The organism is Hypericibacter adhaerens (genome assembly GCF_008728835.1).
Lineage (GTDB): Bacteria > Pseudomonadota > Alphaproteobacteria > Dongiales > Dongiaceae > Hypericibacter > Hypericibacter adhaerens.
This window is the reverse complement of the sequence record NZ_CP042582.1, coordinates 98,729-124,751: the sequence shown is the minus strand read 5'-3', so window position 1 is coordinate 124,751 and position 26,023 is coordinate 98,729. Positions and strand designations below refer to the sequence as shown.

22 protein-coding genes are annotated in these 26,023 nt (G+C 64.6%); 13 read left to right on the top strand and 9 right to left on the bottom strand.

The window, feature by feature from the left end; all coding sequences use genetic code 11:
- Position 1 precedes the first annotated feature (1 nt).
- From FRZ61_RS00600 to FRZ61_RS00575, 6 genes are all read right to left on the bottom strand, one after another.
- Positions 2-1,180, bottom strand: coding sequence for a branched-chain amino acid ABC transporter permease (locus tag FRZ61_RS00600; RefSeq protein WP_151114463.1), 1,179 nt, complete (start codon positions 1,178-1,180; stop codon positions 2-4).
- Between the two features lies 1 nt (position 1,181).
- Positions 1,182-2,282 carry a branched-chain amino acid ABC transporter permease gene (locus FRZ61_RS00595; protein ID WP_151114462.1) on the bottom strand — a complete coding sequence of 367 codons (1,101 nt, stop codon included), beginning with the start codon at positions 2,280-2,282 and terminating at the stop codon, positions 1,182-1,184.
- Positions 2,282-3,112 (bottom strand): ABC transporter ATP-binding protein, encoded by an 831-nt coding sequence (locus FRZ61_RS00590; protein WP_225309037.1) that lies wholly within the window; start codon positions 3,110-3,112, stop codon positions 2,282-2,284. The genes FRZ61_RS00595 and FRZ61_RS00590 overlap by 1 nt, the downstream gene beginning before the upstream one ends.
- A 31-nt stretch (positions 3,113-3,143) precedes the next feature.
- Complete coding sequence (locus FRZ61_RS00585) at positions 3,144-4,487, bottom strand: ABC transporter substrate-binding protein (RefSeq protein WP_151114461.1); 1,344 nt, start codon at positions 4,485-4,487, stop codon at positions 3,144-3,146.
- An 82-nt stretch (positions 4,488-4,569) separates the two neighbouring features.
- Positions 4,570-4,986 (bottom strand): MaoC family dehydratase, encoded by a 417-nt coding sequence (locus FRZ61_RS00580; RefSeq protein ID WP_151114460.1) that lies wholly within the window; start codon positions 4,984-4,986, stop codon positions 4,570-4,572.
- Between the two features lie 291 nt (positions 4,987-5,277).
- Positions 5,278-6,183: a DMT family transporter gene (locus tag FRZ61_RS00575; RefSeq protein ID WP_191909229.1), complete on the bottom strand. Its 906-nt coding sequence runs from the start codon at positions 6,181-6,183 to the stop codon at positions 5,278-5,280.
- Between the two features lie 261 nt (positions 6,184-6,444).
- Between FRZ61_RS00575 and FRZ61_RS00570 the strand changes: the two genes are divergently transcribed.
- The 3 genes from FRZ61_RS00570 to ccrA are packed head-to-tail and all read left to right on the top strand — an operon-like array spanning position 6,445 to position 8,888.
- Positions 6,445-6,978: a thioesterase family protein gene (locus tag FRZ61_RS00570; protein ID WP_151114458.1), complete on the top strand. Its 534-nt coding sequence runs from the start codon at positions 6,445-6,447 to the stop codon at positions 6,976-6,978.
- Positions 6,979-7,006: 28 nt separating this feature from the next.
- A complete protein-coding gene (locus FRZ61_RS00565) occupies positions 7,007-7,609 on the top strand; it encodes an LbetaH domain-containing protein (RefSeq protein ID WP_191909228.1) in 603 nt (200 codons plus the stop codon).
- Positions 7,610-7,646: 37 nt separating this feature from the next.
- A complete protein-coding gene (ccrA, locus tag FRZ61_RS00560) occupies positions 7,647-8,888 on the top strand; it encodes a crotonyl-CoA carboxylase/reductase (RefSeq protein WP_151114456.1) in 1,242 nt (413 codons plus the stop codon).
- A gap of 385 nt (positions 8,889-9,273) precedes the next feature.
- On the opposite strand, the gene FRZ61_RS26985 is transcribed toward ccrA, so the two are convergent.
- Together FRZ61_RS26985 and FRZ61_RS00550 are read right to left on the bottom strand one after the other, a co-directional pair.
- Positions 9,274-9,462: an SDR family oxidoreductase gene (locus FRZ61_RS26985; RefSeq protein WP_263641772.1), complete on the bottom strand. Its 189-nt coding sequence runs from the start codon at positions 9,460-9,462 to the stop codon at positions 9,274-9,276.
- A 2-nt stretch (positions 9,463-9,464) separates the two neighbouring features.
- Positions 9,465-9,857 (bottom strand): GFA family protein, encoded by a 393-nt coding sequence (locus FRZ61_RS00550; protein ID WP_151114455.1) that lies wholly within the window; start codon positions 9,855-9,857, stop codon positions 9,465-9,467.
- 458 nt (positions 9,858-10,315) lie between these two features.
- On the opposite strand from FRZ61_RS00550, the gene FRZ61_RS00545 reads away from it, so the two are divergent.
- The 8 genes from FRZ61_RS00545 to FRZ61_RS00510 all read left to right on the top strand — a co-directional run bounded on the left by FRZ61_RS00545 (position 10,316) and on the right by FRZ61_RS00510 (position 20,970).
- Positions 10,316-11,314 carry a helix-turn-helix domain-containing protein gene (locus FRZ61_RS00545; protein WP_151114454.1) on the top strand — a complete coding sequence of 333 codons (999 nt, stop codon included), beginning with the start codon at positions 10,316-10,318 and terminating at the stop codon, positions 11,312-11,314.
- Between the two features lie 345 nt (positions 11,315-11,659).
- Complete coding sequence (locus FRZ61_RS00540) at positions 11,660-12,616, top strand: ABC transporter permease (protein ID WP_225309036.1); 957 nt, start codon at positions 11,660-11,662, stop codon at positions 12,614-12,616.
- A gap of 31 nt (positions 12,617-12,647) precedes the next feature.
- The gene (locus tag FRZ61_RS00535; RefSeq protein WP_151114453.1) at positions 12,648-13,652 is read left to right on the top strand and encodes a sugar ABC transporter substrate-binding protein; all 1,005 of its coding nucleotides are present in this window, start codon (positions 12,648-12,650) and stop codon (positions 13,650-13,652) included.
- A gap of 82 nt (positions 13,653-13,734) precedes the next feature.
- A complete protein-coding gene (locus tag FRZ61_RS00530) occupies positions 13,735-15,855 on the top strand; it encodes an ABC transporter permease (RefSeq protein ID WP_151114452.1) in 2,121 nt (706 codons plus the stop codon).
- Positions 15,852-16,934, top strand: a complete 1,083-nt coding sequence (locus FRZ61_RS00525; RefSeq protein WP_151114451.1) for an NHL repeat-containing protein — start codon at positions 15,852-15,854, stop codon at positions 16,932-16,934. Before FRZ61_RS00530 ends, FRZ61_RS00525 begins: the two co-directional genes overlap by 4 nt.
- Positions 16,931-18,436, top strand: coding sequence for a sugar ABC transporter ATP-binding protein (locus tag FRZ61_RS00520; protein WP_151114450.1), 1,506 nt, complete (start codon positions 16,931-16,933; stop codon positions 18,434-18,436). Before FRZ61_RS00525 ends, FRZ61_RS00520 begins: the two co-directional genes overlap by 4 nt.
- 106 nt (positions 18,437-18,542) lie before the next feature.
- Positions 18,543-20,312: an acyl-CoA dehydrogenase gene (locus FRZ61_RS00515; RefSeq protein ID WP_151114449.1), complete on the top strand. Its 1,770-nt coding sequence runs from the start codon at positions 18,543-18,545 to the stop codon at positions 20,310-20,312.
- A 169-nt stretch (positions 20,313-20,481) separates the two neighbouring features.
- Positions 20,482-20,970, top strand: a complete 489-nt coding sequence (locus FRZ61_RS00510; RefSeq protein ID WP_414652591.1) for a VOC family protein — start codon at positions 20,482-20,484, stop codon at positions 20,968-20,970.
- A gap of 68 nt (positions 20,971-21,038) precedes the next feature.
- Here the strand turns inward: FRZ61_RS00510 and FRZ61_RS00505 are convergent, their stop codons facing one another.
- On the bottom strand, positions 21,039-21,767 hold the full coding sequence (locus tag FRZ61_RS00505) for a class I SAM-dependent methyltransferase (RefSeq protein ID WP_151114448.1): 729 nt from the start codon (positions 21,765-21,767) through the stop codon (positions 21,039-21,041).
- Positions 21,768-21,888: 121 nt separating this feature from the next.
- Here FRZ61_RS00505 and FRZ61_RS00500 point away from each other — a divergent pair, with 121 nt between their 5' ends.
- Together FRZ61_RS00500 and FRZ61_RS00495 are read left to right on the top strand one after the other, a co-directional pair.
- A complete protein-coding gene (locus FRZ61_RS00500; RefSeq protein ID WP_151114447.1) occupies positions 21,889-23,241 on the top strand; it encodes an MFS transporter in 1,353 nt (450 codons plus the stop codon).
- A 160-nt stretch (positions 23,242-23,401) separates the two neighbouring features.
- Entirely contained in the window at positions 23,402-25,963 is a 2,562-nt protein-coding gene (locus FRZ61_RS00495; protein WP_151114446.1) for a GcvT family protein, read from the top strand.
- Positions 25,964-26,023: the final 60 nt, after the last annotated feature.

Below are 26,023 nucleotides of genomic sequence, written 5' to 3'. Positions count from 1 at the left end.
GTTAGGAGGAGACTGCGTTTCTACGGGGCCCGCCGGCAGGCTGTTTCTGCCCCGACGTGGCCGGTGCGCCCGCTCGCTGGGATCTCGCGGCCAGCCTCTCGACCCAGCGCGACACGCGGCGCTCCTCCGGCAGGAGGCCAGCCGGCTTGAGATTCAGCATAGCGATGAAAAACACCCCGAGCAGGACATAGCGGAGGAACGGAATGCGGCTGACAAGCTCGTCGGGCAGCGGAAGCGTGGCGAGCTGGAGGGTTGAGATCCAGAGAGCCCAGACGATGTAAGCCCCGAGGATCGCGCCGCGATTGTTGCCGGTACCCCCGACGATCAGCATCACCCAGAACAGGAATGTACCTTGGAGGGGTTCGAAGTCCTGGGGCGTCAGGCCGCGGCGATAGTAGGCGAACATGGCGGCGCCGACGCCCATGATCGCAGCGCCGAGGACGAAGCTTTGCAATTTGAAGCGGAATGCGCTCCGGCCGATGGCAGCGACCGCAATTTCATCTTCTCGGAGCGCGCGAAGCACCCTGCCCCACGGCGAGCGGACCGAGCTTTGCGCCGCCCAGTACACGCCCAGGAGGATGGCGAGCAGCAGGCAGAAGAAAAAGATCTGATACTGCGCGGTTGTGAAAGACGGTTCGAACGGGCCGATGATACCAGCAAGCCCCCGGTCGCCATTGACCAGGTCGTCCTGGACGGTCCCGACGGCCCTGATCAGCTCTGCCAAGCCGATCGTCGCGATGGCGAGGTAATCGTGCCTGAGGCGCGGTGTCAGAAAGGCGAGGACGATGGCGAGCAGCGAGCAGAAGAGCGCCGCCGCGACGACGCCCAGCAGCTGCGGCAGCCATTCCTCGGTATGGAGCGCGGGAAAGATATCGAAATTGGGGCCAAGACCGAAGATGTATCGAACGAACTCGCTCGAAGGTGGCGGCAGGACAAACAATCCGGCAATATACGCGCCGACCATCAAAAATCCACCGACGCCGAAATTGTCGATGCCCGCATATCCGAGCTGGACATTGAGACCTATCGTGATGATGGCGAAGATCAAGACGATATCGCCAGTCTGGAGGAGATAGGTCGCGACCGCACCAATATCGCCTCCGGAACGCCAAAGCGGGAAACCTATCAGAATACCGGTTGCGATCAGTGCAATCGAGAGCGTGAGCCCGTTCACCCGCATGTCAGACCGCCCTCCGGCCGCCGCCGAACGGTTTCAAGACCAGGACGACGATCAGCACGGCAAAGGCCACGCTGAGCTTGTATCCGGGAGCGACGAAGGCAACCGAGACCTCCTGCAGGATTCCGACCGCAAGCCCGCCCAGTAACGCTCCGATCGGACTCCCGATCCCGCCGAGCGCGGCAGCGGTGAACAGCGGCAGCACCAGGGAAAGACCGAGCTGAGGCGTGAGCTGGGCCTGGAGGCCGGCCAGCGTACCCGCGGCCGTTGTCAGGCAACCGACGAGAACCCACATAAATATGATGACGCGTTCGATATTGACGCCGGAAAGGCGCGCGAGATCCGGATTGTCGGTGACTGCCCGCATCGCCCGGCCCAGCTTCGTTCCATAAAGAACGAGATAGGCGGCAATCGCCGAAACGATTGCCCCGACGATGACGAATTGCTGATCCGCCTTTATCTGGATGCCGAACGGATACTCGATGGCACGGTGTATGCCCTCCGTCAGGCTTCGCGGCAAAGTGCCCCAGCCGATCGCGATCATTCCGAAGAGGACATAGGCGGTTCCGAATGACAGCGTGGTCAGCATCAACGAGACGTGGCTGCGCCGGCGCCGGGCCGGGCGGTAGACCCAGCGATCGATCAGGATGAGGACGAGTGAAATGACGGCCGCGGAGGCGATCATCGCGAAAAACATGCCGTAGCCGAAGCTGAGGCCGAGGAACTTCTCGCTCGCGCCGGGCAGCTTGCCGAAATTGAACGGCAATCGCACGTCGCCGATGACCAATGCCGATCGGCGCAACCTGCCGGTGTAGAAGAAGAAAGTGAGATACCCGGCCAGCATCATGCCAAGGCCGTGCGCCATATTCGGGAAGCGCAGGACGCCATAGACGATGGAGAGCCCGACGGCACCGATTGCATAGATCGATCCGGTGACGATGCCGGCCACCAGCAATTGCGTGTGAACGACCGCGGCCCAGGCGACGAAGAGCAGGAACGCAACAGACAATATGCCCGCCGTGGGGAACGGGCGGATGATTGGCCTTTGCGCGGACGCGGCAGGCGCGCTGGGCGCTGTCGCTGGGCTTCCCGTGGTCTCGGCCATCAGTCGGCCACTCGCTTGGATCCGAGATACGCGTCGAGAACCTCGGGCCGAGAGACCACGTCGGCCGGCCGGCCATCGACCAGCACCATCCCCTCATTCATGACGATGGCCCGATCGCAGCTCTCCGTGACGAGCTCCATGTTGTGCTCGACCAGCAGAAATGTGATGCCGCGCTCGCGCCGGAGCGATTCCACATGCCCCATGAGCTCGTGCATCAGCGCCGGATTGATGCCGGCGCCCGGCTCGTCGAGCATGACCATCTGGGGGTCGGCCAGCAGCGTTCGCGCAAGCTCGAGGAGCTTCTTCTGGCCGCCCGAAAGGTCGCTGGCCGGCTGGTCGCGCAGATGAGACAGCTTGACGAAATCGAGAAGCTCTTCGGCCCGGCGGAAGGTGGCTTCTTCCTTGGCGGCGATGCGCTTCGGAAAGAGCCATGCGGACCAGAAGTTCTCTCCCCCCGGATTGGAAGGCACGATCATGAGGTTCTCGATGACTGACATGCTCTGGAACTGCCGAGGAATCTGGAAGGTTCTGATCAGCCCTCTGTCGAAGATCCGGTGCGGCGCCAGACCGTCGATACGCTGACCCCTGAAGACGATAGAACCTGAGGACGGCGCAATGAACCCGCTGATGAGGTTGAAGACCGTCGTCTTGCCCGCGCCGTTCGGCCCGATCAGGGCGGTGATCGTTGCCGGTTCCAGCTCGAAACTGCAGTCCCTCACCGCGCTGACACCGCCGAAGCTTCGGTTCAGTCGTTCAACCCGAAGAATCGGCGACGTCAGGCGATGATCGGAAACAGCAGGTTTCTGTGGCAAGTTGCCGGGTTCGCTCATGCCGCCAGGCCCGGTTTTACGCTTCCCCGAATTAGAAGGGCTTGCAATTCACGCAATCCTTGCTCGGGATGAACTCGAAGGTCTGGGACGCCGCGTCGTAGCGGACGAAGCCGTCCGTCAGAAGCTTGCTGTCGGCGGCGTCGACGTGCCAGAACTTGGCGCCACCGACCAGGTTTTCGCCCCGCTGGTCGTATTCGTTCATTCCGGTCACACCGACATAGTCGATGTCTTTCCCGGCAGCGATGAGTGCCAGCGCCCTCTTGATCTCTTCGACGCCAGTCCCGATCTTCTCCCCAGGAGCATTGGCCACATCAAAGAAGGCGTTGCGGATGTCGGCGCTGTTGGCGGAATTCGCCTTTGCCGCAGCCAGCACAGTGAGGACCACGCCGTCATATGCCATTTCAGAGAGCGGGATGCTGGGCGGAGCGCCGTACTTCTTGGCGTAAGCATCGAGATAGTAGTCGAGGCCCGAGCCAGGAATGGCAGATCCGCTGAGACCGATCATACCGTCGAAGGACGACCAGCCGAGGCGTTCAAAGATGTCTGGCGCCTCCTGATCTTCGTCGAAGTAGAAGGTCTTCACGAGGTTGTATTCGATGCCCTCTTTCATGTAGACATCCGCCTGGCCCTCGCCATAGGCAGCGGCAACCACCACATCATGACCGTTCGCCGTGCACTGCTTCAGCTCGGAAAGGTAGGTCGTGGCCGTCGCGTCCGGAATTCCGGCAGACTGGATGCTGGCATTCGGCACGAGCTGCTTGAATGTCTCAGAGAATGCCGCGAGCGCGCCTTGGCCGTAGGCATTGTTGACATACATGACGCAGACTTTGGTGGCGCCGGACGACGATACGACTTTGGCCAGTGGGCCCATCATCGCCTGCATCGGCGACCGAAGCCGAACGAAATAGCCCTGAAAGTCCTTCTGGTCGAGGGTGTGTACCGGCGACACGCAGGCCGTACACATGGTCAGTATCTGATCGGGAACGGTCACGCCCTGCTTGATGGCAAGTGAGCCGCTGCTTCCGATCGTGGGAATGAGCGCCGATACCTTCTCAATGGTAACCAGGCGCTGCGCTTCCGAAAGCGCCTGCTGCGGGTTCGAGCTTGCTTCGCCGAACAGAAGCTCGACCGGCTTCCCCCAAAGCCCACCCGCGGCGTTCACGTCTTCGATGGCGAGCTGAGCGGCGTTCTTGGATGGCTGTCCATATGCCCCGGCCTGACCGGTGAAGTCGCCGACCATTCCGATCTTGAGCGCGGTGGTGGGATGATCCTGCGCCATCGTGCCGCCGGCGAGTAGCGCCGAACAGGCGAATCCGACCGCGGCAAGCCCTATCGACCAAAGTCTGCGCACCGAAGTGCGTGTCTGCCTACACATGTCGTCACTCTCCCAGTTTGTAATTTGAAGTTGAAGTCTTCTCGGACGCGGATCTGCTGATGGGGCGGAATTCAAGTCTTGATCAAAGCGAGATGGCCTTGAAGATGTGGGTCGCGATGCCGACGGTCTCACCACGCTGGTTCTTGACCGTCACATCGGCCATGTAGCGGCTCCGGGAAGGATCGCTTGCCGTGACGACATAGTTAACGTTCATGGTGTCGCCGATGAACACCGGACCGGTATGGCGCAGCCGATCGAGGCCGACGGACGGCAGGACGAATTGAGGCGCCCCCTGCGCCGCGATCGATGCCGCCGTCATCATGAAGCTCGTGATCAGCGCGCCATGGACCAGTCGGCGCCCGTACACGGTCTTCTTCGCATACTCCTCGTCCAGATGAAGCGGATCGAGATCGCCGGTGATCCCTGAGAACATCACCACATCGGTCTCGGTGACCGTCTTGCTGAAATGCGCCTTGAGTCCCATGAGCTCGTTCGTCATGCCTCACTCCGACAGTGCTGATTGCCCCCTTAAAGGCGTGCTCTTATTTGCGCCGAGCTCGATTTGCTCCGCGCTGTCATCTCCCTGCGCCCGGCTTGCTCATGCCGGCTTCCTATTTTTCTGCACTCACCGATGTCTGCGGCAAAATGAAATGTATTTTCACTGCTCTGCAAAAATTCATAAGGGGTGATGCAGGCTTCCCATGTCGAACGCACGCTCTTTTGCATCAGGCACAGCCTGAAGAATGCTGCGTCTGCGAACAAGACGGCGGGGCTCGCAGCGTGCCTTCGATCACCGCGTGGCACGCGATTCCGCGACACTGCCGACGATGTTCACCACGATGGCGGTGAGTACCAGAACGGCTCCGACGATGGCCATGCTCGAGGGGATTTCCCCGATGACGATCGCGGTGAGGATGCTGCCGAGAACCGCTTCCATCGGGATGACCAGCCCGGTATCGGCCGCGGGAATCATCTTGGCGCCGCTATTGAAGAGGATGAAGCCCACGGTCTGCGTGCAGCCCATGAAGAAGCAGAGCACGAGATCGTGAGCGCCGATGGGCGTGACCGAGGCCGTGACGATCCCGGGCGCCACCGCCACCAACCCGGAGACGAGAATCGACCGTGTGAAATCGCAGCCGGTTCCCGCGCCCGATCTGAGCAGCACGACATTCGCTCCGAAGAAGACCGCTGTCGTCAGGGCGAGGAGGTCGCCGATCACGCCGCCCCCGATGATATCGCTTCCGAACATGATGGCGACGCCGGCAATGGCGGCCGCGATCACCGCCACTGTCCGGCGCCCGATCTGCTCGCCCAGGAAGATCGCGCCAAGAAGAGCGGAGAAGATGGGTGCCGTGCCTTGGAGCACCAGGGCGCCGGCGACCGTCGTGTTGCGCAACGCCGGCACCCATAGGACGAGCATTCCGCCGACCAACAGGCCCGAGAGTATCTCGGACCAATGAATCGGACGGGCCAGGCTCGCCAGCTGGCGCCGCATGCTCCAGGCGAGCCAGCAGAACAGCACCGTGATCTGAAAGAAAGACCGCCAGAAGGTGATCGTCCAGGTTCCGCCTTCCGTCAGGCGGATGAGGACGCTCGTGATGCTCCAGCTCGCCGAGCCCAGCAGCACCAGCACACTGCCGTAAAGATAGGTATGCGAACCTGCGAAGCGCGCCTTCACTCGTTCGGCTGGATACAACGGCGCCCCCTGCGGCCTCAGACGATCGGCAGGATGCTCTGAGAGGGGGAGCGCGATCACATGATAAATATTTATCCGCCGCACATAATATTTGCCGCGCGGAGCCGCCCGTGGATGCAGACCACCAGCAGGGCGCTTCCCCGGCACCTATCCCCGGCCTGCAAATCGCATTCATCCCGCGCCAATTTTTTTCATTTGATGGTCGCGTGAGGTAGGGGATTAGGTAACGCAGGGAATGCAGTGCGGCAGAACACTCTGCCCATGCAGAAGGGAAAGAATCTCGGCGGCGATATGAACAACCCGCGTCGAGGCAACGGGCTATTCGTCGATGAAAGCCAGCAGGTTCCTCCAGGCTGGATCGACTATAACGGCCATATGAGCCTCATTTACTATCCGCAGGCATTCGAGCATGCGTTCTCCCCCATCTATGAAGAGCTCGCCTTGGGCCGCGAAATGATCGCCGCGACAGGCATCTCGCTCTTTACCGCCGAGCAGCATCTGACGTTCAAACGCGAGGTCTTCTCGGGCGATCCCCTGCGGATCACGACTCAACTGATCGATTTCGGCGGCAAGAGTTGCCAATGGATTCAGGCCATGTTCCATGCGCGCGAGGGCTATCTCTCCAGCACATGCGAGCACCTGATGCTTTTCGTCGATATAAAGCAGCGACGCGCCGCCGAGATGCCGGAGGCGGCATCGCGCACGCTCGACCGGGTGCTGGCTGCCCACAGGCACATCCCGGCGCCGGCGGAGACAGGCAGGCATATCGCCATGCGTTCTCAGGGGCGCCGATGATCCGCGCTCGAGGAGCGCCATGTTGATCATGGCCGAGACAACGGGGGACAGAAGACGCGCCGTCGTTTGGGAATATGAGGGAATCGCCCCGGTCGTGCATCCTGCGGCGTATTTGCACGAGACCGCCGTTCTCGTCGGCAATGTCGTCGTTGAAGCCGATTGCTATGTGGGACCCGGCGCGGTTCTGCGCGGCGACCTCGGGCCGATCCTGCTGAGGCAGGGCTCAAACCTCCAGGATACCTGCGTGATCCATTCCTTCCCGGAGGTTGAAGCCGTCGTTGGGGAGGGCGCGAGCGTCGGGCATGGCGCCATCCTGCATGGCTGCAGGATCGGCCCCAATGCCTTGATCGGGATGAACGCCGTCGTCATGGATGGCGCGGTTGTCGGCGAAAATTCCGTGGTCGGCGCGCTTACTTTGGTGAAAGCCGGCATGACGATCCCACCGAACAGCCTGTTCGTCGGATTGCCGGGCCGGTTGAAGCGCGGCCTGACCGACGCCGAGCTTCGGCAGAAGCGCGAAGAGGCGGGCGTCTACCTTCTGCTCGCAGCCCGAGGCCGCGAGCGGGGCAGGACGACATTCGCCCTCGAGAACATCGCTGAGAGAGGGAAACCTTCGGGGAATCGCCCCTGATGTCTGCGAACCCAGAGCATTTTGGAGTGTGATGGCCATGGTCGAGACGGTTCCGATTGGATCGCTGCCTCCTGTTGGGGAGGTTCCGAAGCGCATGTTCGCCCAAACCGTACGGTCGAATCGACTGGGCGATCCGGTCGACGCCTTCAAGATCGAGGAGATCGAGGTTCCGGCGCCCTGCAAGCGCGAGGTGCTGATCGCCGTGATGGCCGCCGGCCTGAACTTCAACAATGTCTGGGCGGCGCGCGGGGTGCCGATCGACGTCATTGCCGTTCGCAAGGCTCAGGGCTCGCCGCATGATTTTCATATCGGCGGCAGCGATGCATCGGGAATCGTCTACGCTGTGGGTCCAGAGGTCAGCGGAATCAGGGTTGGCGACGAGGTCGTCGTCGCTCCCGGGAGCTGGGATCCTGACGATGCGCAGGTGAAATCAAGCAGAGACCCGATGCTTTCGCCGAACGCGCAGATTTGGGGATACAACACCAACTTCGGCTCGTTCGGCCAATTTTGCATCGCTTACGATCACCAGGTGCTGCCGAAGGCCAAGCATCTGACCTGGGAGCAGGCGGCGGCACCGACGCTGGTTGGCGCAACCGCCTATCGCATGCTGCATGGATGGAAAGAGCACGCTGTCGAGAAGGGCGACGTGGTGCTGGTCTGGGGCGGATCGGGTGGCGTCGGCTCGCAGGCCATCCAGATCGCCCGGGAAGCGTGCGCGGTGCCAATTGCCGTCGTCTCCGGGCCGGACAAGGGAGAATACTGCAAGTCGCTCGGCGCCGCCGGCTATATCGATCGGCGCGAGTTCACGCATTGGGGTCAGCCGCCGCACTGGACGGACAATGCCGGACAGAAGGCATGGACCGCCCAGGCCCGGAACTTCGGCAAGAAGATCTGGGACATTCTCGGCGAGCGAAGGAGCCCGCGCATCATCGTCGAGCATCCGGGCGAAGACACCATCCCTACATCGATCTTCTGCTGCGATACGGGGGGAATGGTCGTGATCTGCGCGGGGACGACGGGATACTCCGCAGTGGTTGATCTTCGCTACCACTGGGTGAGGCAGAAGCGCCTGCAGGGTTCACACGGGTCCAACCGCGAACAGTCGGTTGCGTACAACGAGCTGGTCCGTGCGAAGCGCATCGATCCCTGTGTCGGCGAGGTGAGGAGCTTCGATCAGATCGGCCAAGCCCATCAAGACATGATGAACGGCAAGCTGGCCCTTGGAAATACGACCTTCCTGGTCGGGGCGGCGCAGAAAGGGCTTGGGTCAGTGCGTTAGCCCTCTCGGGGATTATCTCGCCTGACGTAGGATCGTTGCGCCTATGGAGCTGCGGCGGAGTTGCGGTACGCAATTAACCCCTTGATTCTCCAGTGCCCATTTTCATCCAGGCCGGTGCGCCAAGCCGGCCGGTTGCTGGCGAGAGCAGGCCAAACCCGGTCAATCCCACGGACGCGATCCGATTTCAGCCAAGGACCCCCGGACGGTTCCGGGGGCAATGGCATGCGTTCGGCATTCAAAACGAAGATCGCCCGCGGCCATCCGAGCCGGTCCCATCCAAACCGGTCATGGTGCGTTCCGAAGCCCCTGATAAGAAGCCCGTCGCACGTTCCCGGAAGCCGAACGCCTTGGGGCGCGCCCGCACGGACGCGCCCAAGCTCGCCGGCTATTGCGCGAGGTAACCGCCGTCGATCACCAGCTCAGCGCCGGTGACGCAGCTCGACTCGTCGGAAGCGAGGTAAAGAACGCCATAGGCGACCTCGACCGGCGTCCCGCCCCCGGCCCATCGCTGGCTGCGGTCCCTGGTGGCGGAGGCGGCGGCATCCCTGACCTGAAACCGGGTGCCGTCGTCGATCCTTACGCCTCCAAGCGATCCGTGGTGTCGCGATCGCGCTCGTATCGTCTCTCGAGCGGAAACGGCGGCAGCCAGGACTCGCGACGGACGGTCCAGAGCTCGTAGGTCGGCTTCAGCTGGTCGGGGGCATCCAGGGATCCGAGGTTCACTTCGATCTCGTCCGCGCTGCGCGAGAAAACGGAGGAGCCGCAGCGGGGACAGAAGAACCGTCCGGCATAGTCGCGTGTTTCGCCTTCGATCGTCACCGCGTCCTGAGGAAATATCGCGGAGGCGTGAAAGAGGGCCCCGTGATGCTTGCGGCAGTCGAGGCAGTGACAAAGGCCGACCCGGTAGGGGCGCCCCGACGCCACAATTCGGACGTTGCCGCACAAGCAGCCACCGGTGAATCGCTCCATGCTGCGTCTCCTCTGAAATCAAGCGGTCGGAACGGTTACGGCGAACGGCATTGTCAGTGCAACGGCCCGCTGCGCGGGCGGGGTATGCCGCGTTCTTCCTGGCGGGCAATAGCGATCATCGCGCCCGGCGAACAGAGCCTATCAAATGACACCGGCCGACCGCACAACGCGGACGGCCCATCGGACGCTCGCGGTTCTCGCAACCGCGAACGCCCTCATGCTGCAATGCAGCGAAGCGCTGCGCTCCCGAAGGGCTTAGCGCCCCGCCCCGTTGCTTTACTCTGTCCGGTAGGCTCAAAATAAAGAACGGACTCAAGTCCCAATCGGCTCAATCTGGGGTAGCGGCGCCGCGGGCGAAGGGCCCCCGGTCCCTCTTCCCGCAGTCCTTCTGCAGGGCCGAAATGACAAGGCGCTGAAGCGTCGGAGGGTTGCCTGAATGGCGCTTTGGGGAGGTGGCCATGCAAACTGTTTTCGACAGCAAAGCTCTGCCCGCGGCCAAGCGCCGGGAAGCCTGGCGGGACGCCATCTGCGACATCTATCTGCGGGTGGATTGCGCGATCGAGCCGGAAACGGACTATGACGGCTTTGTCCGCGAGACGCGGTTGGGCGAGGTCATCCTGACGGATGCGCTCTGCTCGCCCCAGACGGTGCAGCGTCAGAAGCAGCATATCGCCCGCATCGGCAAGGATTGCTACTACGTGGGCCTGGTGCAGCGCGGCACCGGGTTCGTCCGGCAGGCCGGCTCCGTGCTGACCCTGCATCCGAGCTGCGGCGTGCTCTACTGCGCGAGCGAGCCGTACGAGCTGGGATGCGAAGAGAAAAATCACTCGTTCTGGATCGAGCTGCCGCGCCAGGTCTTCGCCGACCGCTTCGATTCGGCGCAGGCGCCGGTCATCACGCATCTCAATTCAGGCCGCGGCCTGGGCCGGATCGCCGTCGAATTTTGCGCCGCCCTGGCTGCCGAAACGGCCGATCTCGATCTGCAGACGCAGGAACGGCTGGGCGAGCAGTTGATGGATATCCTCGCCCTTGCCGTCAGCGCGGAGCCCGAGCGGCAATCGGCGGACGAATTGAGCCTGAAGCGCGCCCGCTTGTGGTCGGTGAAGAGCTATATCGAAGCCCATTTGAGCGACCCCGACCTGACCCTGAGCAAGATCGCGGCTCAGAACGGCATCTCGCTGCGCTACCTCCATCAGCTTTTCCGACCCATGAACATGTCGGTCACCGAATGGCTGCGGCTGCGGCGATTGCAGCGCTGCTACGAACTGCTGGCCTCGCCGCGGCACGCGGCACGATCGATCACCGAGATCGCCTATTCGATGGGTTTCAGCAGCTCCTCCCATTTCAGCAATCTGTTCCGCGCGGAATTCGGCGTGCGGCCGTCGGACATACGGAGAGCGACGTTCCTGCCGGGCCCTTCGAAGAAGACGCCGCCCTTCGCGGATGGCACGGCATAGCCGCTGACCGGCGACGTTAGGCCGGATTTTCGTCCGCGCCGTAGCCGGCGCGCGCCAAGCCCCCTTTGCAGTCGCGAAATTCGAACGCCCCGCCGCGCGAAGCCGCTTGTCGACGTCCCCGAGGCGCGAGGCCGAGACCGCGCTCCCCAGCGAGTCCGCGCTCCGATCATATCCCCCTTCGGTCACTGCACGGCGGAGCAAGCGGTGTGCGCTGTCATGCAAGCCGTCACATTGCCGGCCTGATACGATTCGACAAAGAACGAAAGGGCTTACCGGCTGATGAGTGCTCGCGACGAAGAATCGCGACACGGGGAATCCATGCTCAGACGGACAGGACGCATATCGTTGAACCAAGAGAAGATCGTGTTCTTGATCGCGATCCTTCTCTTCTGCGCCTTTTCGCTGTTCCTCAACGGATTCACCAGCGCCGGCAACCTCCTGACGCTCGTACGCGGCGTCTCCACCTTGGGCATCCTCGGCGTCGGGATGGCGATTCTCATCATCGGCCGCGGGATCGACCTGGCGATCGTCGCGATCTACGCGATGTCGGTCGGGTGGACGCTCCATCTCGCCAATGGCGGCATCTCCGTACCGCTCGCCATGCTCATCGGCTATCTGTTCGCGCTGTCGGCCGGCGTGGTCAACGGCGTCCTCATCGCCTATGTCGAAGTCCCGGCCCTCTTCGCCACCCTGGGCATGGCTTCGTTCGTCTATGGCTTTGCCCGTTATGCCCTCGTGCCGCTCTACGTGGTCTACATGCCCGAGTCGGCGTCCGGCATTGCCTGGATCGGCAGCGGTTTCGCGTTCGGCGTGCCGGTTCCGATTCTCCTCTTCGCCCTCGTCTCCCTGCTCGGGTTCGCGTTCCTGCGCTTCACCAAACCCGGGCGGTTCATCTACGCGATGGGCGACAATTTTGCCGCTGCGCGCATGTCGGGCGCGCCGGTGCGTCCCATGATCATCCTGCAATACGCGATTTCGGCGACGATCGCCTACCTGGCCGGCCTGGTCACGGCGACGGCCGTCGCCAGCATGAACACCAATATCGCAAGTTCCTCGATGATCTACGACGTCATCCTGGTCGTCGTTCTCGGCGGCATCGGCCTTTCGGGAGGGCGCGGCGGCGTCCGCAACGTCGTCGTCGGCACCCTGCTGATCGGCATCCTGCTCAACGGGATGACCATCATGGATATCCAATACACGTTGCAGGACGTGATCCGAAGTCTCGTCCTGCTCATCGCGATCGTGATCGACAGCATCGTCAATCCCCGCGATGAACAGACCGCGCAACAGGGCGACATATAGAACTCGCCCGGCTCACTAGGGAGGACGAAGCATGAAAACGAGAAACATTCTTATCGCGGCGGCGGCGATGGTGTCGGCGCTGGGAATTGCGGGCCTATCCATCGGCGCCGGCATCGACGATCCGAGACGCGCCGATTACTTCAAGACCTTCGAAGGCAAGACGGTCGCCTTCGTGCCGGTCACGATGGGTATCGATCTGACCGACGGCTGGGCATCGGTCCTGGAGGCCCAGGCCAAGGATCTCGGCATGAATTTCGTGATCCGCGACCCTCATTTCAGCGCCGACGCCGGAGCCCAGGCCATCACCGCCCTGATCTCGGAGAAGCCGGACGTTCTCATCGTCCACAATCCGGACATCCAATCCTACGCGAAGCTGCTCAAGCGCGCCGAAGAGGCCGGCATCCACGTCATCCAGGTCAACATGCGGTCGAACTACAATTCGGACGCCTATGTCGGCGCGGACTGGATCGGCATCGGCGAGGCGGAAACGCAGGCGATCGTCGACAGGTGCGGGGCGGGGACGAGCCAGAAGATCGCCATCCTGCAAGGCCAGCCGACCTCCGGATCCGATAGCGGCATGATGAAGGGCGCCGAGAACATCCTGGCCAAGCATCCCGAGATCAAGGTCGTCGCCAACCAGGGCGCGGATTGGGACGCGACCAAGGCGCGCACGATCATCGCGACCGTCATTCAGCAGAACCCGGATCTGTGCGGCGTCGTCGGGTTCTGGGACGTGATGGATCTGGGCGCGGCGGCGGCGATCAAGGAGTCCGGCAAGAAGATCGCGCTGGTCACCTCCGGCGGCGGCGAGCAGATGGCCTGCGACAACGTGGAGAAAGGCGTGTTCGACGAGGAGATCGCCTACCCGGTCCTGGATCAGGGGCACGCCCTGGCCGTCATGGTCCAGACCGTTCTGCAGTCCGGGGAACCGGCCGGCAAGAACAAGTTCGTCATCTACACGCCCGCGCTCAGGATCACGAAGGAGACCCTCCATCCCGGCATGTGCTGGAGCGCCGCAAGCATCAAGAAGAATTGACGGCTCCGCGAGACATCTTCCGTGAGGCGCTGAGCTGCGGGATCGGCTCAGCGCCTTCTTTTTGCGACGGGAACGCATCGAGATGATCGCCGACTTGATCACCAGGCTGCGCTATCGATATTTCCCCGACCACATGGTCGGCGAGGTGCTCGGCAAGAGGTGGATGGACAACACGATCCCCGTCCTCCTTCTCGTCGCGATCCTGTCCTATTTCGTGGCGACGATCCCCAATTTCGTCTCGTACGGGAACCTCTCCGACACCTCGCGCCAGATCGGCGAATTCGGACTGATCGTCATCGGCATGACGATCGTCATGCTGGGCGGCGGTATCGATCTCAGCGTCGGCTCGACATTCGCCCTCGCGAACATCACGGCCCTGGCCTTGTTCAACCTGGCCCAGTGGCCCACACCGGCGGTCATCGCCGGAACGATGGGCGTCGGCGCCCTGGTCGGCCTGATCAACGGCCTGCTGATCGGCTATCTCCGGCTGCGGGCGTTCCTGACCACGCTCGTGATGCTGACGCTCGTGCGCGCGGTCGTCACCCTTCTTCTTCAGATGTATCAGGTGGACATCGCCGCGAGCTTCGTCGAATCCGATTCGTGGGAGTTCATCGGCACGGGATCGGTTCTGGGCCTGCCTTTCAGCGTCGTGGTGCTGATCGTCGTGGCGGTGTCGGCGCATATCGTCATGAGCCGGCTCCGCGTCGGCTGGCGCATCATGGCGGTCGGCGGATCGCGCCGCTCGGCCTACAACGCGGGCATCCCGGTTCGCTTCACGGTGTGCATGACCTATGTCGTGTCCGGGTTGCTCACCGGTTGCGCGGGGGCGCTCTATGCGTCGAGGCTCTCCGGCGCCGGCCCCGACACCGGGCTCGGCCTCGAGCTCGCCGTTGTGACGGCGGCGCTCCTCGGGGGCAACAGCATCGGCGGCGGGCACGGGTCGGTCGCCAAGGCGCTGATGGGGGCGATCATCGTCTCGCTCCTGACCAACGGGCTGGTCAGGCTCGGGCTCGGGAACGGCTCGTCGCAGATGGCGGTCGGCATCGTGCTGCTGCTGGCGATCAGCATCAACGTACGCTGGAGCAAATGGCGGCATAAGATCCAGTCGAAGGTCTACATGTCGCCCGCCTATCTGGCCCTGCCCCCCGACCCGGACATCGACCCGAACTCGCCTTCGCCTTACGCGATGAACGACCGTCTCCACGACGTCGAGGTCATCGGCCTCGGCGAGGTCGACGGGCCCGAGGACGTCATCCTCGACGCGGACGACAACATCTATTGCAGCGTGCGTCAGGGCGACATCGTCCGTTTCCTGGCGCCCGACTACCGGCGACGCGAGGTCTATGTCCATGTGGGCGGCCGGCCGCTCGGCATGGCCATCGACAAGGACGAGAGCCTCGTCGTGTGCATCGCCGGCATGGGCCTCTACCGCGTGGACAAGGGGCGCAACATCCGGAAACTGACCGCGGAGACGAACCGGTCGCGCTTGTCGGTGATCGACGATTCCCGCATGCGGCTCGCCGACGATCTCGATATCGCGCCCGACGGAAAGATCTATTTCAGCGAGGCCACGATCCGCTACGGGATCGAGGAGTGGGTCGCCGACGCCCTGGAAGGGCGCGGCAACGGGCGGCTCATCCGGTACGATCCCGCGACGGACACCACGCGGACCATCAAGCGCGGCCTTCTCTTCGCAAACGGCATGTGCATCGCGCACGACAGCAAGTCGGTCCTGTTCGCCGAGACGTGGGGCTGCCGCATCAGCCGCTACTGGCTGGAGGGGCCCAAGCAGGGCACGACCGAGATCGTGCTCGAGGGGCTTCCCGGATATCCCGACAACATCAACCGGGGGTCGCGCGGGACCTATTGGGTGGCGCTCGCCGGCACGCGGACGCCGTCCTACGACCTGGCAATGACGATGCCGGCCTTCCGGCGGCGCATGGCACGGCGCGTCGCCAGCGTCGAATGGCTGTTTCCGAACGTCAATGTCGGCTGCCTGGTGCGTTTCGACGCCACGGGCCGCGTTCTCGAATCGCTCTGGGATTCGGCCGGCGAAAACCACCCGACGATCACCTCGATGCGGGAGCATCGCGGCTATCTCTATATCGGCGGCGTCACCAACAACCGGGTGGGGCGGATCAAGCTCCCCGACGCCGATCCGGAATGGACCGGCCCGGCCTCCTATTGGGCGAAGCGCCCATGAATCCGCTCAAGAAGCCCCTGGACCGGTGGCTCGGTCGCGGCGAAGCCTCCATCACGACGCCGCCGATGGACGGCGCCTTCCGACCCAACGATCTTCTCGATTCGGCCTCGGCGGTCGCGGAACTGCCGGCGCCCGACTGCCTGGCCATCACGTCGCACGGCGTCGTCGTCTCGTCGGGTCATTCGCTGTTCGGCATCGGCAAGCCCGGCGGAGCGCCGGTCGCCTTCTTCGATGCCGAGATCAGCGCGTTGGCGGGATTGCCGGATGGCGGTGCCGCGGTCGGCTTGAGCGACGGCAGGATCGCCTTCGTCGGCGGCCGGCATGACGGAAAGACGATCGGGATCGGTCCCGGCGTGCGGTGCATCACCGCGCTCGCCTCCGCGCCGGATGGATCTCTGTTCGTCGCCAATGGGTCGGCATCGAACGGACCGGCCGCGTGGAAGCGCGACCTGATGGAGAAGAATGCCACCGGCTCCGTGTGGCGGATCGAACCCGCCGGCGGCAACCCGCAGCAGCTGGCGGGAAACCTGGCGTACCCTTACGGCCTCATCGCGGAACCCGGTTCGATCGTCGTCTCGGAAAGCTGGCGCAGCTCGCTGACACGAATTGCGCCCGGCGCGGCCGGCAGAAGCGAGCGGATACTGGCACACCTTCCCGCCTATCCCAGCCGCCTGTCGCGGGGTGCCGATGACAGGATCTGGCTCGCCCTGTTTGCGCCACGGAGCCAGATCGTCGAATTCGTGCTGAGCGAGGACCGCTATCGCCGGCGCATGATCAGCGAGATCGGCGCCGATCATTGGGTGGCGCCCTGCCTTCGCGCCGGGCGGTCGCCCAAGGAGCCGATGCAGCAGGGCGGCATGAGGCAGCTCGGGCTGCTGAAGCCCTGGTCGCCCAGCCAGTCCTACGGGCTGGTGGCGCTGCTCGATCGCGCCTACCGTCCGATCGCCAGCCTTCACAGCCGGGCGAATGGAAGGCGGCACGGCGTCACCAGCTGCCTGGCGGTCGGCGGACAACTTCTGTTTTCAGCCAAGGGCGACGGCGTCGTCGCCTCCTGCGCCTATGAGGGATTGGCATCATGACCGCCCCGCCGCTCCTGGAGATGAAGGGCATCGCCAAGGATTATCGCGGCGTCGCCGCCCTGAAGAACATCGACTTCGATCTGCGGCGCGGCGAGGTGCATGCGCTTCTGGGCGAGAACGGGGCCGGCAAGTCGACCCTGGTCAAGATCCTGTCGGGCGCGGTCACTCCCACCAAAGGCGAACTCCGCATCAACGGCGAGCACATCCATATCGCCGGCCCGACGGACGCGCGGCGCTACGGGATCGCGATGGTCTATCAGGAGACCAGCCTCGTCCCCGCGCTGACCGTCGCCCAGAATCTCTATCTGGGCGATGAGAAGTTCTACAACCGCCTGCGGGGCACCTATATCGAGGCGCAGCAGCTTCTCCAGTCGCTGAACTTTCCCGTGGATCCGTCGGCGATCCTTCAGTCGCTCGGCACCGCCAAGCGGCAGATGGTCGAGATCGCGCGCGCCGTTCGGCTCCAGGCGAAGATCATCATCTTCGACGAGCCGACCGCGACGCTCACGCCCGAGGAGAAGCATCATCTCTTCGCCCTGATCGACCGCCTGCGCAAGGAGCAGGTCTCGGTCATCTTCATCAGCCACGCGCTGGAAGAGGCGCTCGAGATCTCCGACCGGATCACGATCCTCAGGGACGGCGCCCATATCGTCACCGCCGACGCCAGCACGCTGTCGCGCGAGACGATCATCCGTCACATGGTCGGCCGGTCCCTCACCGACGAGCTCTACGGCCAGGTGACCGATCCCCGCGCGGTGCGCCGCCCCGGGGAACGGGTGCTGACCGTGCAGAATCTCTCCATGCAGAACATCGTGCGGAACTGCTCCTTCTCGATCTTCGCGGGGCAGGTCACGGGCATTTTCGGCCTCGTGGGCTCGGGCCGCACCGAGACGGCCAGGATCATCGCCGGCGTCGCCAAGCGGGATTTCTTCCATGGCGGCGAGGTGCATTTCGACGGGCATTCGGTGCGCTACCGGACGCCCCGCCAGGCGGTCAATGACGGAGTCGTCTACGTCACCGAGGATCGCAAGGGCGACGGCTACTTCGAGACGATGTCCGTCGCGGAGAATATCTATATCGGGCGGATATCGAGCCGCGAGTCGCATGGACTCGCGCTGAGCATGAGCGAGATGCGCGCGCTTGCCGCCAGCTGGACGGAGAAGCTCAACATCAGGACATTGAACGCCGACGCGCGGGTCGTCGAGCTGTCCGGCGGCAATCAGCAGAAGGTGGTCATCGCGAAGGGACTGGTCCAGAAGCCCAAGCTGGTCATTTTCGACGAGCCGACGCGCGGCGTGGATGTCGGCGCCATCGCCGAAATCCATCACCTGATCGGGGCCCTGGCCGACGAGGGGCTCGCCGTGATCGTCATCTCCTCCTACCTGCCGGAGATCCTGCGCTTGTCCGACCGTATTCTGGTTTCGCGGCTGGGCCGGATCGTCGAGGAGCTGTCGCCGGCAGAGGCGACCTCGGAGGCGGTGATGTATGCGGCGGTTTACTGAGGCCCGCACCGGTCGCGGCCGGCTTCGTTGCGGAAAGCCGGAATCTGTCCGAAACGAACGGGTTGAACCATAGTCGTCCCCGGGATGTGCTAACGAGGCTGGTGTCATGACGATTGCCCGGCGGCGGGCCGAGATCGAATTCCATCTGTTCGACGTTCTCGGAATCGACGAAGTCTCGCGCTGGCCCGCTTTCGATGGCCAGGACGGCACGGCGTGGCGGAGCGTAATCGATACCGCCGAGCAGCTGGCCCTGTCCCATTTCGCGCCTCACAACCGCGAGGCCGACCACCGCGAGCCCTGGATCGAGAACGGCAAGGTCCGCACCGTCGACGGCGTCAAGGAGGCGATCGCCGCCTTCGCAGAGGCGGGCTTCATGAACGCGCACCGGCCCGTCGACGAAGGCGGGCTCGGCCTTCCCTGGACCGTCGTGCAAGGGGCCTTCGCCCTGTTCCAGGCGGCCAACATCGCCACGGCGGCCTATCCCTTCCTGACGATCGCGGCCGCGAACATGCTGTCCGCCTTCGGGACCGAGGCGCAGAAGGTGCGCTTCCTGCCGCATCTGGGATCCGGCCGGTTTCTCGCCACCATGGCGCTGTCGGAGCCCCAGGCCGGCTCGGGGCTGGCTGACATCCGCACCCGGGCCCGGCCGCTCGAGGACGGCAGCTACGCGCTCACCGGCACCAAGCAATGGATATCGGGCGGTGCGCACGCGCTGTCGGACACCATCGTCCATTTCGTGCTCGCCCGCATCGAGGGCGCGCCGGCCGGGGTCAAGGGCATCTCGCTGTTCATCGTCCCGCGCGATTGGGTCGAGGCGGATGGCAGCCTCGGCGCCTTCAACAACGTGGCCCTGGTGAGCCTGCTCCATAAGATGGGCTACCGAGGAACGACCTCGACGATCCTCAACCTGGGCGAGGCCGGGCTGTGCCGCGGCTTCCTGATGGGCGAGGCCCATCGCGGCCTCGACTACATGTTCAAGATGATGAACGAGGCGCGCATCGGCGTGGGGCTGGGCGCCGCGATGCTCGCCCTGGCCGGCTTCCATTGCGCGCTCGACTACTGCGCCACGCGCCGCCAGGGCCGCCCGCTCGGCGACCGCAATCCGGACCAGCCGCCGGTGCCCATCGACCAGCATCCCGACGTCAAGCACATGCTGCTCGCCCAGAAGGCCTATGCCGAAGGCTCGCTGGGGCTCTGCCTCTATTGCGCAACGCTGGTCGACCGGCAGCAGCGTCATCCCGACCCCGCAACCCGGCAGCGGAGCGGCGTGCTGCTCGATCTCCTGACGCCGGTCGCCAAGTCGTTCCCGTCGGCCTACGGGCCCAAGGCCAACGACCTCGCGATCCAATGTCTCGGCGGCTACGGCTACACGCGCGATTTTCCTGTCGAGCAATATTACCGCGACAATCGTCTGAATCCGATCCATGAGGGGACCAACGGAATCCAGGCGCTCGACCTCCTGGGGCGCAAGCTCACGCGCGACGGAGGGGACGCTTATCGGGCCCTCCGCGCGACGATCCACGCCGATCTCGACGGACGATCCGAACCTGAAATCGACGAGCTGATCCGGGCCTGGAGGCGTATCGACGACGCCATGACCGTTCTGCTCGTCTCGTTCAGCGCCGGGCGCGCCGCGGACTGCCTCGCCAATGCCAGCGCCTTTCTGGACGCGTTCGGGCTCGCGGTGATCGCCTGGCGGCTGGCGGTCCAGGCCCATGCGGCCGAGCGGAGCGGGAAGGACTCCGCCGCCGCGCGGGGCCGCCGTCAGGCCCTGAAATGGTTCGCCGCGGTGGAGCTGCCGCGCGTGGCGCCGCTGCTGGCCCTGGTGGAACGCTGCGATCCGGTGGCTGCCGAGACCGACGCCGCCTGGCTCTAGGGATCGCCGGCACTCGCGAGCGAAACGCCTCGTCAGGCTCCTGCCGGCGGGACGCTAAATGCCACGAGCGTATTCCATGCTCGTGGTGCACCGTTGCGCTGGACCATGAACCGCCCCCGGGTGCGTGGGAAGCCGGCCGGGATCGGCTTCAGCAGCGAAAGGAGGAGCCATGACAATGGCCAAGAACACGATCTGCCTGTGGTACGACAAGGACGCGGAAGCGGCCGCCCGCTTCTATGCCAAGACTTTCCCCGACAGCGCGGTGGGCGCCATCCACCGTGCGCCCAGCGACTACCCCTCCGGCAAGGCGGGGGACGTGCTGACGGTCGAGTTCACGGTCGCCGGTATTCCCTGCCTCGGCCTCAATGGCGGACCGACCTTCAAGCACAGCGAAGCCTTCTCCTTCCAGATCTCCACGGAGGACCAGCAGGAGACCGACCGCTACTGGAACGCCATCGTCGGCCATAGCGGCCAGGAAAGCGCCTGCGGCTGGTGCAAGGACAAATGGGGCATCTCCTGGCAGATCACGCCGCGCGTGCTGATGGAGGCGCTGGCCGTCGGCGGCGATGAAGCCAAGCGCGCGTTCGACGCGATGATGGACATGAAGAAAATCGACGTGGCCGCGATCGAGGCGGCCCGGCGCGGCCGACGGTCCTAGCCCGCCCCGAAGCCGCCGCGTCTCCTGCACCGGAAGGCCGTCATGGGGCGAGAAGACGCAGCCTCGGGCTAGGGCGATATCACCAGCCGGTAGCCGGCGTCATATTCCTCGAGCGCCAGCAGTTCGGCATAGCGACGTTGCCATTCGCCCGTCTCTAGGTCTCGCGCCAGCCTGCTCAAGCCGGCCTCGGCATCCCCGATCTTCCAGAAGGAAGAGCTGCCCGAGCGGATGCGCGCATCCAGATAGGCCGCGGGTCTTCGCCAATAGGCATAGAGGAAACCGTCCGTGCAATCGTACGGCACCAACAACGGCGAAATCCGCACCTGGCCCAGCCATCGCGCATAGTCGGACATCTTGGGCATCTGCGCCTCGTCCAGCATCGCGAGCTGCGGAAGATAGTCGGTCAACCAGGGCCGGTGCGACGGGTCGAACGTCAGCAGCAGGATCGGGCCGCGAGTCACGCGGCGCATCTCACGCAAGCCCGCCGCCTTGTCGGGCCAGTGATGCAGCGTCAGGATCGCCATCGAGGCGTCGAAGCGGCCGTCCCCGAAGGGAAGATTGTCGGCGGTGGCCTGGATCGCCCGGGCCGCGGACGGGCTGCGCTTGCGTATCATCTCGCGCGACGGCTCGACGGCAACCAGCTCTCGGCCCATCGGCTCGTAGGAGCCGGTTCCGGCGCCGACATTGAGGATCGCCCGGGCGGCCCCGAGAGCCTGCTCGATCCTCTGCGCGATACGGGGATCGGGCTTGCGGAGCTCCGCGTAGTTGATCCCGATGCTGTCATAGAGCGCGCTCATCGTGCTAGCTTGCTGTGCTTCCCGAATGTCCGCAATAGGTCGGATCGCGACGTTCCCGTCCCGGGGTGCCGCCCGCCGGGAACCGGCGTCCCTCGCGATCCAAGAGGAGCTTTCGAGTTCAATGTCGTCTGTCGCCGCTGAAACACCCGCCGTCGCCGCACCGGTCAACCCGCGTTCGCGCGTGATCCTCGCCAGCCTCGTCGGCACGACCATCGAGTTCTACGATTTCTACGTCTATGCGACGGCGGCCGTTCTGGTGTTCCCGCACCTGTTCTTTCCGAAGGGCAACGACGAGACGGCCTTGCTGGCGTCGTTCGCCGTGTTCGGCGCCGCGATGATCGCCCGGCCCCTCGGCGCGATCTTCTTCGGCCATCTCGGCGACAAGCGGGGCCGCAAGATCACGCTGGTCGGCGCGCTGCTGACGATGGGCGTCGCGACCTTCCTCATCGGCCTGCTGCCGACCTATCCCGTGGCCGGCTGGACCGCGCCTGCGCTCCTGGTGCTGCTGCGCCTGGCGCAGGGATTCGCGCTGGGTGGGGAGTGGAGCGGGGCCGCCCTCGTGGCCACGGAGAATGCGCCGCAGGGCAAGCGCGCCATCTTCGGGACCTTCCCCCAGCTCGGCGCGCCGCTCGGATTCATCATCGCCAACGGCCTGTTCCTGGTAATCGCGGCGCTCCTGCCCTCCGCCGACCCGTCGCGGCCGTCGGACGAATTCCTCGCCTGGGGCTGGCGCATCCCGTTCCTGTTCTCGGCGGTGATGGTCATCGTCGGCTTGTGGGTGCGCCTCAGCCTCGTGGAAAGCACCGCCTTCGAGAAGACCCTGCGCGCGGGCCGAGTCCACAAGCTGCCGCTCGCCGCCGTGGTCAGGGCCTATTGGAAGGAGCTGATCCTCGGCACCTTCTACATGCTGGCCACCTATGTTCTGTTCTACCTGATGACCACCTTCTCGCTGAGCTACGGACGCGCGCCGGTCGATGGCGCGCTGCCCGGCCTTGGCTACGACTACAAGACCTTCGTTCTGATGATGATCGCGGGCGTGGTCTTCTTCGGGATCTTCACGCTCGTCTCCGGCCCCTGGGCCGATCGCTGGGGCCGGCGCAGGACCTTGATCAGGGTCACGATCGCCATCGTCGTCTTCGGCCTCCTGTGGGTCCCGATGCTGGCGGCCGGCTTTGTCGGCGTGATGGCGTGGCTGATCCTGGGTTTCGCCCTCATGGGCATGACCTTCGGCCCCATGGGCGCCTTGCTGCCCGAGCTCTTCCCCGCGAACGTCCGCTACACGGGCTCCGGCATCTCCTACAACGTGTCCTCGATCCTGGGCGCCGCCGTGGCGCCCTTCATCGCGGTGGCGCTCTGGAGCGCCGGCGGCGGCAGCCCCTTTCTGGTCGGCCTCTATCTCTCCGCCATGGCGGTCCTCACCCTGATCGCGCTGCTGATCGGGCGCGAGACCAAGGACGTCGATATCGAAGCCTAGGAGCGGGAAACTGCACCCAGGGCCGAGGCTCCAGCGTCGGCTTTGACCGGAGCCCCGCCCCTGTCGCTCGCCCTTTCGGGAATGTCGCAAACAGGCTCTAATGGCGCCGCGGCACCGCCCTATTGTCGGGCGGCACAACCAGCTTTGAGAGCTTGCGTCCATGGCAGGGTTTCCGGAGACAGCGAAGGTCGTCATCATCGGGCTCGGCGGCATCGTCGGCTCGTCGGTCGCGCATCATCTGATCCAGCGCGGCTGGGACGACATCGTCGGCATCGACAAGTCCGGCATCCCGACCGACATCGGCTCGACCGCGCACGCTTCCGACTTCTGCTACACCACGAGCCACGATTTCCTGTCCTGCTGGACGACCCTCTACTCGATCGACTTCTACGAGAAGCGCGGCCATTACGCCCGCGTCGGCGGCCTCGAGATCGCGCGGGTGGGCGACGACGGCCGCATGGACGAGATCAAGCGCAAGGTCGCCTCGGCCAAGGCCTTCGGCACCCGTGCGCGCCTGATCGGGCCGGCCGAGATCAAGAAGAAGTTCCCGCTGCTCGAGGAGCATCTGGTGCAGGGCGGGATGTGGGACCCCGATGCCGGCCTCGTCGTCCCGCGCTCGCAGACGGTCGCGGGCGAGCTGATCGACGAGGCGGTCGCCAGCGGCAAGCTCCAGGCCTTCGCGCATACGCCGGCCAAGTCGCTCCTCATCGAGAACGGGCATATCAAGGGCGTCGTGACCGATCGCGGCACGATCCGCGCCGATCATGTCGTGGTCTGCGCGGGGCTCTGGGGACGCCTGATCGCGGCCATGGCGGGCGAGGACCTGCCGGTGATGCCGGTCGACCATCCGCTCACCTTCTTCGGGCCCTATAACGAGTTCGCCGGCACCGGCAAGGAGATCGGCTGGCCGCTGCTGCGCGACCAAGGCAACTCCGCCTATATGCGCGACACCGGCGATCCCAAGACCGCCGAAGGCGGCATGATCGAGTGGGGCTATTACGAGGAGACCCACCCGCGCCTCTGCCATCCGCGCGACATCCTGGAAAAGGAACAGGCGCGCCTCTCGCCCTCGCAGCGCGATCTCGACATGGAGCAGATCCTCACGCCGCTCGAGCGCGCCATCGAGCTGACGCCGATCCTGGGCGAGCTCGGCTATGAGGAGAAGCGCTCCTTCAACGGCCTGCTCCAGGTGACCGCCGACGGCGGGCCTTCCATCGGCGAGAGCCAGAAGGTCCGCGGCCTCTGGTATGCCGTCGCCATCTGGGTCAAGGACGGCCCCGGCATGGCCAAGCTGGTGGCCGACTGGATGACCGACGGGCGCACGCCCGTCGATCACGCCAAGATCGACTATGCGCGCTTCTATCCGCACCAGCTCCAGGAGAAGTTCATCGAGGGCCGCTGCGGCGAGGCGGCGCAGAAGATCTACAACCCCGCGGTCCATCCGCGCGAGCCCTATGCCACGGGACGCAATATCCGCCGCTCGCCCTTCTACGAGCGCGAGAAGGAGCTCGGCGGCTATTTCATGGAGCTCGGCGGCTGGGAGCGCGCCCATGGCTATGCCGCCAACGAGCCTCTCCTGAAGAAATACGGCAACCGCGTGCCGGTGCGGGAGAACGAGTGGGACAACCGCCATTTCTGGCGCGTCTCCAATGCCGAGCATCTCGCCATGAGCGAGGATTGCGGCATCGTGAACCTGTCGCATTTCTACATGTTCGACGTGGAAGGCCCCGACCATGTTGCGCTGATGGAGTGGCTCTGCGCCGCCAAGATCGGCGGCGACAATATGGTCGGCAAGGGCATCTACACGCACTTCCTCGACGACCAGGGCATGGTGCGCGCCGACCTGACCGTGATCCGGATGGCCGATCGCTGCCGTGTCATCGACGGCGCCGATGCGGGTCCCCGCGATTTCCACTATGTGCGCCGCACGGCGGAGGACAAGGGCTTCAAGGTCACCGTCACCGACGTGACCGAGAAGTTCGTGACCATCGGCATCTGGGGCCCGAACGCGCGCAGCACCCTGCAGAAGGTGGTCGAGGACCCCAACGGCCTCACCCATGAGAACTTCCCCTTCGCCGCGATCAAGACGATCCGGATCGGCGGCAAGACCGTCATGGCCTTCCGCATCTCCTATGTCGGCGAGCAGGGCTGGGAGCTGCATATGCGCTACGAGGACGGGCTCGCCGTCTGGGACGCGCTGCGCTCGACCGGCATCATGGCCTTCGGCGTCGAGACCTACGCCAACAGCCGGCGCATGGAGAAGAGCCTGCGCCTGCAGAACGCCGATCTCCTGACCGAATACAACCTGATCGAATCCGACCTCGCCCGCCCCAAGGTCAAGGAGGCGGATTTCCGCGGCAAGGCGAAGCATCTCGAATACAAGGCGCGCCCGCACCAGCCGGCAATGCTCTGCACGCTGGTGATGACCAGCAACGTCGATGCCAAGGGCGTCGCCCGCTATCCGGTCGGCATCCTGCCGGTGCTGGACCCCGCGACCGGCGAGGGCCTGGTGGACGCGCTCGGCCGGCGCTCCTTCACCACCTCGATCGCCTACGGCCCGACCCTCGGCAAGAACATCGCGCTCGCCTACCTGCCCTGGGCCTATTGCCAGGAAGGCCGCAAGCTCAATGTCGAGTATTTCGGCGAGACCTATCCGGTCGAGGTCGCGGCCGTCGGCTACAAACCGCTTTACGATCCCGAAAACCTCAAGCCCCGCAGCTGACGCTCGACGCGGGCTGCGCATGACAGCGGGGCGTGCGATCCACAGCGCCCCGTCGGTCCT